Source organism: Stenotrophomonas sp. YJH_SMC_46, from assembly GCF_059370315.1.
Genome location: NZ_JCAFTO010000004.1, coordinates 280161 through 294164, shown reverse-complemented (window position 1 = coordinate 294164; position 14004 = coordinate 280161). Strand labels below are relative to the sequence as shown.

The window sequence follows — 14004 nt, the reverse complement described above, 5'->3', positions numbered from 1 at the left end:
GAGCCCACTGCGCTGCGTAGGTACCTGACCCCGCAGCGCTGCAGCTACCAGCGCGGCTGCAGGCGGCCGTCGGTGGCGAAGCGCCAGCGTCCTTCGGCCCAACCCACGCCGAACAGGGCCAGCATCTGCGAGTAATAGGCCGGTGCATCGGCGCGTTGCTGCTCGGCGCTGGGCAGGCTGGCCCGCAGCGACTGCGCTCGCTCCGCTTCGCCCTGCGCGATCAGATAGGGCAGCAGGGCCGCGCGGAATCCGTAGTTGCCTTCGCCCTGCCCCTGGCCACTGCGGGTGTCGATCTTTTCCCACATCGGTGCACCACTGCGCAGGCGCTGCAGCGGTCCGGACAGCGCCGCCAGCTGCGCGCGGAACAACGGATCGCGCGATGCGGTCATGCCTGCCCAGGTGTAGCAGCGGATGGCGTCGTAGCCGCCGACCGCACCGCGCACCGGATCGACGACGAAGCGATCGCCTTTCCACGCCGCCCAGTCCGGTGCGAACCCGTGCGGGCTGCTCTGCTGCAGCAACTGCACGCTGTTGCGCGCCAGCGCCTGCCACGGCCCGCTGCGATCCTCCGCCGCAAAGCGGCGCAGCAGCGGCAGTGGCAGATAGCTGGGGTTGACCCGCGTGGCGTCCCCTTCAATGAACCCCTGTGGGCCTGGCAACAGCATTGGGCCGAGCCCGGGCAGATCCACGATCTCGCGCGCCCGCACCTGCACCAGCATGCCCTCCGCGATGGCCTTCAGCGCCGGACGGCGCCACAGCCGCGCGCCTTCCAGCAGCGCGTAGGCCAGCCAGAGATCGGAGTCCGAGGCCGGGTTGTCGTCCAGCACCCGCCAGGCGCCGGCGTCATCGCGTCCCCACAGCCAGGCCGGCAGGCGCTTGCCCATGTCGCCACCGGCAAGGTTGTCCTGGGTCCAGCCCAGGATGCGGTCGAACAGCGCCTGGTCGTTGTCGACCAGGGCGAAGAACAAGGCATAGGACTGGCCTTCGGAGGTGCTGCGCTGATCGTCCTGGCTGCGATCGATCATGCGCCCGTCGCGGCTCAGGCTGCTGTCGAGCAGTACCTTCCACGCCGGCCAGCGCGGGGCGGGCGCGGCCTGCACACGGCACACGCCGAGCAGCGGCAGCGTGGCGACCGCCTGCAGCAGGCGCCGTCGCCGCAGGTCAGCGGAATTCGCCATACGGCACCAGTGGTGATACGGGCAGCGGCAGGTTTCCCTGCCAGGGCTTGAAGGTGTAGCGCAGGTAGAGCTGGAACGAATTCGGCGAGAAATCGCGGCTGCGCTGGAGGGTGCCGGCAGCGCCCAGCACGAAGTGGTCGCCGAGGCGGCGCTCCACCGCGCCGTACAGGCGGTACCCGGTGCCCGTGCTGCTGCTGTCACCGGTGTACAGGCCGGCCTCGTCCAGCCGCAGCGGGCCGTACTGCGGCTCAAGCTGTGCAATCACGCGCTCGATCAAGGCCTGGTCGGGGAAACGGCTGATCGACGAGGTACGCGCACTGGACACACTGACCGAGCCATCCAGGCGCACCGACCACACGTCGTTGCGCCAGGCAAAGCTGACCGGCAGGCTCAGCGATGCATAGCGCTGCGGGCTGTAGTAGCCGCCCTGGCCCAGCGAGTAGCCGCCCAGGTCCTTCTGGTAGCGCCAGTACATCGCGGTGGTACCCACATCCAGCCGCATGTCGGGGCGCTGGATCAGCTTGTGGTACCAGCCCACCATCGCGCGTGCGCGGGTGTTGTCGACCACGTTGTGCCCGGTCAGCCGATGCCAGCTCCAGTTCGACCACACGCCATCGCGGCCGCCCTGGTCGTAGCCGAGGCTGAAGGTCACGCCGTTGGCGGTGACGCCGCCCCAGCTGATGCCGCTGCGCGGATCAACCGCACCGGCCTGCGACAGCAGCGAATTGGTCATCGGCCGCCGCGACAGCGTGGCGCCCCAGCCGAAGCGCCCGAGGTCGCCATTGAGGGTGACACCGCCAAGCCAGTTGCCGACCACGTAGTTGGACGGGGTGTGGCCGATATCGACGTTCCAGCGGTCATCCAGGGTGCGCCAGCCGACGGCGAAGCCGGCACCGGAGGTGCGCCGCTGGTGCACGAAGCGGGTGCAGCCCGGTGCGCGCAGGCGGCTGTCGTCGGCCTGCAGCAGATCCAGGTCACAGCTGCCGAAATCCTCGTCGTAGGCGCCGCTCTCATCGGTCTGGAAGCGGCCCGCATCGAAGCTGGCCTGCTCGATGCGCGCCCAGCCCAGGCCACCGGCGAATGGCGCGTCCAGATGCGCGATGCGGGTATCGCGCGACAGCCGCGAAATGCCCGGCGTGCCATCGCTGCGGCGACCGGTGTCCTGCATCACCGTCAGGGTGGGATTCTCCTGCTGGTACAGGGTTTCCACATCGCTGCGCAGGCTGCGCCGCAACCAGTCATCGCCGGCTGTCTCGCGGCTGGCCAGGGTCAACGCGCGGTTGTCGCGCGGCGTGACCTGGCCGGGAGCCAACACGCCGTTGTCGGCCATCGCCTGCGCGTACATGTCCAGCGCCTGCTGCGGATCATCGCGGCGCACCAGCCGTGCCGCATCACGCCAGGACTGTGCGTCGGGCCCGGTCTTGCGCGCAAGCAACGCGCGCAGGATCGCCAGGGCCTTCGTGTCCTCGCGCAGGTCGGTCCAGATGGTGGCGAGCTGACGCTGCTGGCCGATCTCGTCATCGTCCACTGCCGGCGGTGCGTCGTGCATCTGGCGGCGTGCGCTGGCCAGATCGCCGGTGCCAATCCAGGCCTGGACCTGGCCCAGCTGCGCATCCACATTGTCCGGCTGTGCGGCAAGCACGCGCTGGTAGTAGTGCAGCGCCTGCACGTGATCGCCGCGCAGGCGCGCCCACTCGGCCATCAGCAGATCATTGTCGGTGCTGGGCGGTTGCTGCTGCAGCAGCGCGATGGCTTCGGCCTCCCTGCCCTGCGCACGCAGATCCCACAGATGATCGACCAGCTGCTGCCGCTGCAGGCGCGCCGACAGCGCGCGGATGTCGTCGTTCCACTTCGCCTGCGGCAGCGCGTCGAGTACCGCCAGCGCTTGCGGCATCCGATCGGATCCCGACAGGTAGAGCGCCTGCGCGTAGCGCGCTTCGGCGCTGTCGTTATGCGTGGCCATGTCGGCCATCGCCGCGTCGGCCTCGTCCTGCCGGCCAGCGGCGCGCAGCTCGTTGGCCAGCGCATAGGCCAGCCATGCATCGCCCGGCAGTTCGCGGCGCAGCTTCTGTCCCAGCGTGATCGCGGTGGTCGCATCACCGGCAGCCAGCGCCTGCTCGCGACGCTCACGCAGGCGGCTGATCTGGAGCTGGCGCAGGTCTTCGGCATACAACCTGCGTTGCGCAGCGGGCAATGCGTTGATGAAGGCTTCCAGCCGCTGCGGGTCGGTGCGGCCGTACAGCTGCACCAGCTTGCGGATCACGTTGGCATCGTTGGGCGCCATCCGCCGCGCAACCTGCAGCTGGCGTTCGGCTGCGGCGTCGTCACCGCGGGCCACGGCCACGTCGACCAGGCCCAGTGCAGCATTGACGTCGCGGGGCTGCTGGCGATGCGCCTGCGCATAGAGGCGCTCGGCCTCGTCCAGCCGGCCGGCCGCCAGCGCCGCATCGGCCTGGTCCAGCTGCAGCCAGTAGCGGGTGCTGGCGATCAGGTCGCGCCACTTGTCGTTGCTGTCGCCGGCCGGGGTGGCCTGCACCGCACGCTGGAAATAGCTGATGGCCTGCTCGCGGCGGCCCTGGCGCATCAGGGCCATGCCCAGCCCCCCCAACAGGTCGGGCTCGCGCGGATAGCCGCGCAACGCCTGCAGGAAAGCGCGCTCGGCCTCTGCATTGCGGCCTGCGTCGAGCAGCTGCTGGCCGCGCAGGCCGGCGCGCCACGCCGGGTCGCTGACCCGCTTGTGCTGGTCGGTGTAGCGCTCGCGCACCAACGCGATGTCGGCAAACGCTGGGTTGCGGGTGATGAAGTCCTGCAGCCGGCGCACGCTGCGGTCGTCGGCCGGCTGATCCTTCAGGTAGGCCCATTCGGCGTCCGCCGCCATGCCGCGGGCCTCCGGATTACGCCCCATGCGCTGCAGCGCGGCGAGCGCCTCTGCATCGCGGCCGGCAGCGAACAGCATCTGCGACAGCGCCTGCAGCAATGGCACATTGCCCGGATAACTGCGGTCCAGTTCGCCCAGCGCACGGATCGCCTGTGCACGCCCATCCGCCTGGCCGCCGCGCAGGCGCCAGTACTCCAGGCCCAGCTGCAGGCCGGGTGGATCATCGTTGAACAGGCGGCGGTAGATCGCCAGCGCTTCGGCGCTGCGACCACCGGCAGCGAACAGGCGCGCCTGCTGCAGATCCTGCTGCAGATCACCGCGGTAGGCCCTCCAGAGGCGTTCGCCGGCGGCCAGTTCACGGGTACCTGTACCGATCTCGCGCAGGCGCTTCAGGGTCGCCTCGGCATCCTGCAGCTTCTGTTGCGAGAGCTGCACTTCCAGGATCGCCACCAAGGTGCCGCGATCATCCGGTGCCAGCATGCGCAGCCGCGCCAGGGCGTCTTCGATCAGGCTCTGGCGACCGGTGGCCTCACCGATGCGCACCTGCTGCAACAGCCACTGGCGCTGCTCGGCGACGGTTCCGCCCGGCGTATCGGGCAAGGCCTGCGCCGCGCAGGGCCCGGCACCGGCCAGTCCCAACAGGACGAGGCCGGACGCGGTGACCAGCGGATGCCGCGTACGTGCCATCAGTGCCCCGGGTCCAGGCGCTTGGCCGCGACCCAGCGCAGCGCGCGCCACAGCAGGAAGGCGACCATCAGCACCACCAGCGTGGCCAGCACCGCCAGCAGCGCCGGGTGGTCGGCCAGGTGGTACCACAGCAGCAGCCACCACGGCAGCGCGCCAACGTAGTAGTGATCACCGACGAACTGGCTGTGAATGCCCGAGGTACGCAGGATCGCCACCGAGCCGGCAATGGCTTCGCGCTTGCCGGTATCGCTGAGTGCATCGTGGAGCAGGCCGTAGTCGGCGGCATTGCTGGCGGCCAGCGAAACGATGCTGCGCTGCGCATGCGTCGGTGACTGCATGCCGATGATCGCGGCAAACGGTGCCTGCGCGCTCACTGCCACTTCGGTCACCGCTGGATCGCCATCGCGGCTGCCACGGCGGGCCTGTTCCATCGCCTGCTGCGGCGACGGAGACTGGCCATTGAGCAGGCGCGTGCGCTGGTCGTCGATCAGCAGCGACAGCTGCTGGCTACCGCGCAGTTCGGCCGGCAGGGCGCCCAGCATCAGCAGGTCCGCATCCAGCGCGCTGGCCTGCTTCCAGTCATCGGACAGGCGCAGCCCATAGGCCGGATAGCCGCTCTGCACACCCAGCCCACCGATCAGGTTCAGCAGCAGGCTGACCTGTGCCTCGTTGGCTTGGGGTGGCACCAGCACGACAGTCTCCGACAGATCGGCCATGCGGGTGAAGGGGAATCCACTGAGCGCGAACGCGGACAGGTCCGGCAGGCCCATGTAGTGATGGAATCCGGAGAAGTCGATGGTCGAGTCGTCTTCGATCGCTGCCTGCAAGTTGGGCGGCAGCACGGTCTGGCAATGATCGCGCTGCGCACTGCCCATCACGCTGGCAAAGTTGAAATCGAAACGCAGCTGGTTGCGGTCGCCCAGTTTGAGCGCCGGAATCAGCAGGCGACCGTCATCGGCACCGGCATCGCCGGCCAGCACCGGCAAGCGGATTTCCTCCAGGCCCTGCTTGCCGTTGCGGCGCACCAGCGGGAAGCTGGAGATGAACTGGTCGTTGATCGCCACGCCCAGCCGCGACTCATCGCTGCCAAACGGCGGCGTGTAGCGGTAGCGCAGGTTCAGCGGAATACCCTGGTTGCGCCAGATGAACAGATCCGGCGGCAGGTTGAGGTTGACCGTGATCGGCTGCGGCGACACGCCGTTGGCGTGCAGTTGTTGCGGATAGTCGAGCAGTTCAGCCAAGCGGACGGCGCGGTCGGTGCGCACCCAGTTCGGTGCGTCGTACGGCTTGCGCGGGGCCAGTGGCTTGACCTCATCGACACTGACCTGGCGGCCGCGGAACAGCACGTTGCCGGCCGCCATCGCAGCGACGGCCTTCTGCAGGTCGTCATCGTTGCGGCCCAGCACCAGCAGCAGCTTCCGCTGCGGATCCTCCGGCAGCGACATCAGTTCGATCATCGGGCCCTTCACCGGAGCATGGTTGGCGATCACCGGCGGGAACCTGCCGTTGACCGCCAGCACCACCGCGTGGCCCTTGTCCGGCAACGTGCCGAAGCTGACCGGGAAACGTGCCTGGCGCCACCAGCCGGACAGGCTGCCGAAGTACGAGGACATCACCGCCGCCGCCCGCTGCTGTGCCAGGCTCGGCGCAGCGGCGAACACCACTGGCAGTTCCAGCCGTGCTGTATCACGCGGATCGAAGAACGGCAGCGGGAAGTTGGCCAGGTCGTCCTGCATCGCCAGCGGCTGGCCGCCCAGGCGCAGCGTGCTGTTGCTAGAGAGATTGACCCACAGCGAGCTGTGCGTCGGCTCTTCGCAGATGTCGGTGTAGTGGCCGACGAACTCCAGGCGGACCTGGTTGAAATCCGCAATCAGGCGCGCGTCCAGCGGTAGCTTGGCCTGCACCGGGCGGCCCAGCTGCTCGTTGCTGATCGGCACCACGCCCATCATCGCGTCGTTGAGATAGACCCGCAGGTGCGACAGGGTCGGCAGCAGCGACGGTGAAGGCGTGAAGCTCAGATCCAGCTCGGCATCGCGGACCAGGCGGTCACGGCGGACCTGGAACTCGAAGGTGGTGGCATTGCGCACGCCCGACAGCAGCGTGTCCTGGCGGCGCCCCAGCTGCGCGAAGGTGTTCTGCCGCTGCCAGGGCCAGGCGCTGCCCGCCCAGGTCTGCGCAAGCGCGGGCTCGGTACCGGTGGCAGGCGTGGTGGCTGGCGCGGCCGGCACCCCCGGCGCCGGCGGAGCGGCAGGCGCGGTAGTGGGAGGGACAACCGGCGCCGGGGCAGGCGCGCTGTTGCCTGACGCCACGGGCAGGGCCAGCAGGGGCAGCAGCAGCCAACGCAGAGAGGACGGACGGGTCATGGACGAAGCCCTGGATCAGCGGCTGGGTCAGCCGGGTGGGAAGGAAGCGGACGTTGCGGAGCAAAACTGGCCAGCCATCGCAGCAGGCGACGGTTCCAATGTGCGGGGCGGTCGAGGTCGAACGGTGCGAAATCACCCATCCGCCGGTAGCCGCGCCAGCCCAGGACCAGCACGCTCCACAGGCTGCGCGGCAGGCTCTTGGGCTGGTAACCGGCGTGCCAGTCAAGCCAGGCATCGGCGCGGGCGAAGGTGCATTGGGCGAACTCGACGCGCTGGCGCTCGTCCTCGAACAGCAGCAGCAGGCCCAGTCGCTGGCCGACCGTGCGTTGCACGCGCGCCGGGAATGCGAACTCGCGGCGACCCCGCCCCAGCAGCACCTGCACGCGCTGGCCTTCGGCCAGCTGTGCGTCTTCGCCGAGTTCGACGCCCACGCCATCGTTGGAGTAATCCTGCAGCACGCCGCGCAGGCGGCGGCCATCGGGCACCTGCAGCGCCATCGGCAGACGGGTGGTGACGCGATGCGTGCGTCGCACCTGCTGCACTTCGGCCGCCACCGCCAGCGCACCGCCGATGATCAGCAGGTTGTACAGCACCCACAGCGAACTCACGATCACCGTGCCACGTTCGTCAAGTGGGCCGTGCACGAAGCGCCACACGGCAAAGCACAGGCCCAGCACGTTCAGCAGCGCCAGCACCAGGTAGGGCTGCGCCACGCGCCAGTCGAAACGATCGCCGGCCTGGGTACCGCCCTTGTCGGTGACGTTGAACTTGCCGCGGCCCGGACTGAACAGCGCCACGGTGGTGGGCCGTGCGATGTACCAGGCCAGCACCGTCTCGTACACCTCACCCCAGAACGGACGCCGGTACTTGCCCTGGATGCGTGCGTTGGTCAGGCTGGCGTGGGCCATATGCGGTACCACGAACAACAGGATGGCCAGCGCCGGTGCGTAGATGATGTACACATGCAGCAGCAGGAACGCCAGCGGCGCAGTGAGGAACACCAGGCGCGGAATGCCAGCCAGGAAATGCAGCATCGCGTTGGCATAGCAGAAGCGCTGGAACAGGCTCAGGCCCTTGCCCAGCAACGGGTTGTCGATGCGGAAGATCTGCACCATGCCACGCGCCCAGCGGATGCGCTGGTTGACGTGCGCGCCGAGGCTGTCGGTGGCCAGGCCGGCCGCCTGCGGAATGCGCAGGTAGGCCGAGTTCCAGCCCTTGCGGTGCAGCCGCAGCGCGGTGTGCGCATCCTCGGTGACGGTCTCGGTGGCAAACCCGCCGATGGCATCGATGGCTTCGCGCCGCAGCACCGCGCAGGAGCCGCAGAAGAACGCCGCGTTCCACAGGTCGTTGCCGTCCTGCACCAGGCCGTAGAACAGCTCGCCTTCGTTGGGATCGCTGCGGAACACCTGCAGGTTGCGTTCGAATGGATCGGCCGAGAAGAAGTGGTGCGGGGTCTGCACCAGCGCCAGTTTGGGATCGCGCAGGAACCAGCCGCAGGTGATCTGCAGGAACGACCGCACCGGCAGGTGGTCGCTGTCGAAGATGGCCACCAGCTCGCCATCGATCAGGGTCAACGCATGGTTGAGGTTGCCGGCCTTGGCATGGCGGTTGTCGGCACGGGTGATGTAGTTGACCCCGGTGCGCTCGGCGAATGCGCGGAATTCTTCGCGCTTGCCATCATCAAGGATGTGGATGCGCAGCTTGTCGGCCGGCCAGTCCAGGCCCATCGCCGCGTACACGGTGTGCCGCACCAGCGCCAGGTCTTCGTTGTAGGTGGGGATCAGCACATCCACCGTCGGCCACTGGCGGATATCGGCCGGCAACGGCGCCGGGCGGCGCCGCAGCGGCCAGGCCACCTGCACGTAACCGAGCATCAGCACGAGCCACGAGTAGGTTTCCGCCGCCAGCAGCACCACGCCACAGACCAGGTCGAAGGTGCTGTTCCAGTTCAACGTGGCCGTATAGCGCCACCACAGGTACCGGCAGGACACGGTGATCGACAGCACGACCAGCACCAGCGTCGCATAGCGCCCCTGCATGCGCCGCACCAGCAGCGCGATGGCCCACAGCAGCACCACGAACACGAACTGCGCCAGATAGGTGAACGGCTGGGTGATGCACAGCGCCGCCAGCCCCAGCGTGGCCAACCCGACCAGCAGGGTCAGCAGGTGCCGCGAACGCGGCGACAGGCTGCCCATCTTCCGGCCGAACCATGCCGCCACGCGGCTGTTCCAGAATTCACTGGGCGCATCGCGCATGGCGCGCAGGTAGCGCAGGCGGCCGCGACCGGCCGCACCGCGCAGTTCGGCAATGCGTTCGCGCCGGGCCCGGGCCAACCGTTGCCGCCTCAGCGAGGGCTGCGGTACCAACCGCACCACCGACAGCCACATGGCCTGGATCAACAACCGCAGTGGATCGCCCGGGCGCCAGCGGCGGTCGCCCTGGATCTGCGGGAAGGCGTTGCGCAGGCGCGCGGCCTGTGCCTGCCATGCCGGCCCTTCCAGGCGCAGGAACGCCCAGCCCACGCACTGCAGCAGCCACAGCAGCGAGCGGGTTGGCCAAGGCGCATGCACGCGTTCGCGCAGGCGCCCCCAGTCCAGGTAGTAGACGCGGGCGCCCATCAGCGTGTCCCCGCAACGGGCAGGCGCCGTGCGGCCTCGGCCAGGCACCACAGCACCAGGCCATCGACATCGGCAGCGGCCAGCGAATCGGTCGCATAGCGCCCCAGTGGCTGCTTGCTGGCCAGCGCGGAGGGCACCCGCGCATCCTCGTGCAGCGGCTGCGGCACCAGCCGCGGGCCGTGCGCGTGAAGCCACAGCTGCATCAGATCGCGCTGCACCGGGATGACCGGGTCATAGCGGTTGGCCAGCAACAGGCGTGTGTCCTCCGGCTGCCGCTGCAGGAACACGTGGCTGACCGGATCGACACAGGCCAGGCGCAGCGGCAGCGTGCAGCGCACGTGCTGGTTGATGGCCGCTGCATGCGCCGGCAGGCGCTGCGGCAGGTCGAACAGGATCCAGTCGAACTGGGTCTCCAGCAGCGGAATGCGTTCGGCCCAGGTGCCCGGTGCCTGTTGCAGCTGCTGTTCGATGCGCATTGCGGCCTCGCTATCGACGCGACCATAGGGCAGCACCGCAAGTCCTGCTGCAACGGCGTAGGCGGCATCACGCCAGTCCGTGCCGTCCAGCTGCGCGCGCCCCCAACCGTTGTCCACGTCGGCAGGCAGCCCCAGGTGCAGGCCGAGCATCTGGTCCGGACTGCATTCGACCAGCAGGACGCGCTGGCCCTGCGCGTGCAAGCCCTGGCCGAGTGCGGCCAGGACCGTGGTGACACCGGTTCCGCCATGGATGCCCTGCAGCGACAGCACGGTGCTCATCGGCGCGGCTCCAGTTCGGCCAGCAACTGCCAGCGCGCCAGCGCCTGGGCACGCTCATGCTGGGCAGAGAAGTCCACGTAGGGCAGCCCCGGCATGCCCAGGCTGCGGCGCAGCAGGTCGATATCGTCCTCTTCCACGGACAGCGTGACCGGTACGGCAAGGATGTCGGCAGGCATCAGCGTGCCTCCTCGGGGTAGGGGCTCCAGGCCTGGCTGCCCTGCAGCTGCAGCCAGGGCTTGCCGGCGTACTCGATGACCTTGGCGCCTTCGTTTTCCGACACCGACGGTGTCTGCGGCAGCCCCTTCAGCAGGCTGTCCCAGTTGCGCTCGCTCGGCGGCGACTGGGCATTGAGCGCGTACACGCGCGAAACCAGCTCGGACACGGCCAGGTAGCTGCTCGGTTCGGGAACATGACGCGGGCCGCCGGCCGCCGGCGCGCCCATGCCGATCAGCTTCACGCCCACCGGCACGTGGGTGATCGACGGGCTGGGAATCTCGCGCATGCCCGGAATCTGCATGCGGTCGCCATGCAGGGCCGCGCCATGCTCGGGTACCACCACGATCATCGCGCGGCGGCCACTCTTCTCCACCGCATCGACGAAACCGGCCATGTCGCCCAACACCATTTCCGCACGTGCCTTGTAGTCGGCGGCATTCGAACGGCCATCGGCGCCGACGATGCGGTTGCCATCGTGCAGCGAAATCGTGTTGTAGAACAGCGCCACCTGCTGGCTGGACCCGGCCAGCCGCTGTTTCCACCACGCCATCAGCACATCGCCATCGCGGCGCAGCGGCGACTTGTCGAACGCCACCAGCGCTTTAGGAAACGCGCTGATATCCATCGGCTGTGCCTGCAGCCCGCCGTACTGGTGCAGTTCACCGATGAAGTCGTCGAAGTGACCGTCGTGGTTCATCGCCAGCTCGCTCTGGAAGCCCAGACGCTGCAGGTTCGAGAACAGCTGGCACTCGGCCGGCACCGGATCGAACAGCCCGGTATGCGAGGTCTGGCCACAGCTGGCGCGCAGCAGGCGGATCGCCGCCGGGCCGCTGTAGGCGGTTGCCGAGTTGAAGTCGTCGAACACCACGTCCATGTGGTCGAGCAGATTGTTCTGGCGCAGCCCCACTTCATCCAGATCGCTCCATGCCAGCGAGCAGATGTTGAGGATGATGACGTCGAACGGCGCGCCGCTGCCCGGTGCCGGGAAGCTGGTCTTGAGGCTGGCCTGCTGCTGGTAGAAGCCGGCCAGCCATGCGTTGAGCGTCTCGTTGTTGGCCGGCGGCAGGCCGCCACCTGAAGTGCCTGCGACGCTGGTGGTGGCCGCGGTGGCGGTACCCTGCCCCCAGTTCCAACCCGCCGGCATCGGTATCGCCATCACAGCCAGGCCAAGCATGCCCAGCACGCTCAGAGTGGTGATGCGCAGCCACGGCTTGAGCAGTACGTAGGCCAGCACCAGCATCGCCAGTACCGCCACCATCTGCCAGTTGATGAAGCGCTGGGCCAGCTCGAGCCAGTAATCAGCCGAGAAGTCCAGCACGCCAGGTTGCACCAACAGGCGCCGGAACGGCGGCCACCAGGTGTCCTGGTAGTACAGCGCCACGCCCACCGGTACCGCAGCGACAGTACGCGCAATGCGTGCCCAGCGCCAGCGCAGTGGAACCAGCAGCGCGCCCAGGAACAGCAGGTTGGGCAGGATCTTCAGATCCAGCGCGCCCATCCAGGCCAGTACCACCTTGGACAGGAAATACAGGTTCCAGCCGCGCAGGTCGGCCCAGGCGAAGGGCGATGCGGGAGCCACCTGCGGACTCATGCAGCCCCCCGCGGCGCACGCAGGCGTACACCGGCGCGGCGCAGGTGGCGAGGGGGCAGCCAGCGCGCGGCACGGCGGCGCAGCGCACGCCACAGCGTACCGAGCATGGCACCGAAGGGAATCATCACGAGCGCACAGGCGACGATCAGGGTCCAGAGTTGCTGGTCGGTGGTCATGCGCGATCTCCCAGTCGCAGCGGCTTCGGGACAGTGAAAACAGGCGCCTCCAGCGCCGGGGCCACCGGCGGCAGGACGGCGGGGGCTTCGGGCAGGACCTCGGCCTCCGGATCGCTGCTGCCGGCGTTCATCGCTGCAATGTCGTATTCGGCCAGACGCTGGTAGCCATCGAACAGCTCCCGCCAGGGTAGGCGGAACAGATTGCCCAGGGCCTGTTCGACCGCATCACGCCGGCACCCGAACAGGAACAGGCGCACCTGCCCGCGGTAGACACAGGCCAGATCGCCCTGGCGGCGGATGCGCAGCTGCTGCAACGTCTGCTCGGCGCGCAGGCCGGCCACCGGCTGCAACGCCAGCACGGCGCTTTCCACCGCGCTGCCGTCCTGGTCGATGCGTTCGCCGGCGATCTGGCGGAAGCGTGCGGCGTTGACCAGGCCGCTTACCGGTGGCGGCCGATGCGCACGGATCAGCGGCTCCGGATCGTCAGCCAGCTGGCCCTGCCAACGCTGACGCTGCACGGTTTCCAGCAGGGTCAGCAGGCGCGGCAACGGCGTGGCTGACGGCACTACCAGGCTGCAGCCGCACTGCATCAGCAGCCGCTCATCAGCGTAGCGCAGGCAGGGCTGCAGCTCGCGCACCACCAGTTTCAGTGCATTGCCACGTTCCCGGCGCAGGCGGTGCAGCAGTCGGGCCAGTGCATCCACCTTGGCGTTCTCGTCGATGGCCAGCACTACGGTGGCCTCGCGCGCCTGAAGCGCGGCCGGCAACAATCCAGCCCAGCCGTCATACAGGTGCCAGGCTGCCGACAGTGGCGGCGCACCGTCCAGTACTTCGGTCTGGGCCAGGAAGACATCGCGATCACTGCCACTGGTGGCATCGACCCCAGTCCCGGCGGCATCGGCCTCGGCCAGATGGCGCAGCCCGCGGCTTTCCTGCTCGACGCCGAACGATCGCTGGGCCACCACGCCATGGCTGTTGGACCAGTAGTGCAGCAGCAGCTGCAGGGCACCACGATGCGGATGCAGCTGGGCCACACCGGCGCAGCTCCGGTTCAATGACAACAGGCGCGGGGCCAGGGTCGCCACTTCGCCATGGCACAGCAACAGCAGCACCTGCTGCGCCTGGCCGGCCCAGTCCTGCAGCTGCTGGCACCAGCGCGCCAGCCGGGCATCATCCCAGCCGTCCAGCGCCGCCACCGGGAACTGCACCACGCTGAGCCGGGTGCGCACCGAGGCGGTGCGCGGCAGATCGCCGGTCAGCCCGCGCAGCGCCTGCTGCATGCCGTGATGCGACCGCTGGAACAGCCGCAGGCGGGCCGGCCCCTGATCGGCCGGCAGCAGCGTCAGCATCGATTCGGCCCCCCGCCCCAGCGTGACCAGCACGGCCTCATCCAGTGCGTCGGCCGTGGCCAGCACACCGGCACCGAGCAGATCCGTCGGCGCGCTGCCCGCGGCAACGACCCAATACAGGCCCCCGCTGCGCATCTCCACCAGTTCGGTGGGCAGTCCGGCAATGGCAAGGTGTGTTGCTGGCACGCCG

9 protein-coding genes are annotated in these 14004 nt (G+C 68.9%); all 9 read right to left on the bottom strand.

From position 1 onward, the window contains the following. Positions 1 to 44 precede the first annotated feature (44 nt). From bcsZ to AC5P8C_RS14895, 9 genes are read right to left on the bottom strand one after another with little or no spacing between them, the layout of a single operon-like run. Positions 45 to 1178 (bottom strand): cellulose synthase complex periplasmic endoglucanase BcsZ, encoded by a 1134-nt coding sequence (gene bcsZ / locus AC5P8C_RS14935; RefSeq protein ID WP_233653229.1) that lies wholly within the window; start codon positions 1176 to 1178, stop codon positions 45 to 47. Continuing rightward, positions 1162 to 4743, bottom strand: coding sequence for a cellulose synthase complex outer membrane protein BcsC (gene bcsC, locus AC5P8C_RS14930; protein ID WP_495219006.1), 3582 nt, complete (start codon positions 4741 to 4743; stop codon positions 1162 to 1164). Before bcsC ends, bcsZ begins: the two co-directional genes overlap by 17 nt. Next, positions 4743 to 7106 carry a cellulose biosynthesis cyclic di-GMP-binding regulatory protein BcsB gene (bcsB, locus tag AC5P8C_RS14925; protein ID WP_026347130.1) on the bottom strand — a complete coding sequence of 788 codons (2364 nt, stop codon included), beginning with the start codon at positions 7104 to 7106 and terminating at the stop codon, positions 4743 to 4745. The genes bcsC and bcsB overlap by 1 nt, the downstream gene beginning before the upstream one ends. After that, positions 7103 to 9727, bottom strand: coding sequence for a UDP-forming cellulose synthase catalytic subunit (bcsA, locus tag AC5P8C_RS14920; protein WP_495219005.1), 2625 nt, complete (start codon positions 9725 to 9727; stop codon positions 7103 to 7105). The genes bcsB and bcsA overlap by 4 nt, the downstream gene beginning before the upstream one ends. Further along, on the bottom strand, positions 9727 to 10482 hold the full coding sequence (gene bcsQ, locus AC5P8C_RS14915) for a cellulose biosynthesis protein BcsQ (RefSeq protein WP_019661025.1): 756 nt from the start codon (positions 10480 to 10482) through the stop codon (positions 9727 to 9729). The genes bcsA and bcsQ overlap by 1 nt, the downstream gene beginning before the upstream one ends. Next, on the bottom strand, positions 10479 to 10658 hold the full coding sequence (gene bcsR / locus AC5P8C_RS14910) for a cellulose biosynthesis protein BcsR (RefSeq protein ID WP_019661024.1): 180 nt from the start codon (positions 10656 to 10658) through the stop codon (positions 10479 to 10481). Before bcsR ends, bcsQ begins: the two co-directional genes overlap by 4 nt. Then, on the bottom strand, positions 10658 to 12289 hold the full coding sequence (gene bcsG, locus AC5P8C_RS14905) for a cellulose biosynthesis protein BcsG (RefSeq protein ID WP_031270787.1): 1632 nt from the start codon (positions 12287 to 12289) through the stop codon (positions 10658 to 10660). The genes bcsR and bcsG overlap by 1 nt, the downstream gene beginning before the upstream one ends. After that, on the bottom strand, positions 12286 to 12465 hold the full coding sequence (bcsF, locus tag AC5P8C_RS14900) for a cellulose biosynthesis protein BcsF (protein WP_019661022.1): 180 nt from the start codon (positions 12463 to 12465) through the stop codon (positions 12286 to 12288). Before bcsF ends, bcsG begins: the two co-directional genes overlap by 4 nt. After that, positions 12462 to 14000 (bottom strand): BcsE family c-di-GMP-binding protein, encoded by a 1539-nt coding sequence (locus AC5P8C_RS14895; protein ID WP_019661021.1) that lies wholly within the window; start codon positions 13998 to 14000, stop codon positions 12462 to 12464. Before AC5P8C_RS14895 ends, bcsF begins: the two co-directional genes overlap by 4 nt. Between the last annotated feature and the right edge of the window lie 4 nt (positions 14001 to 14004).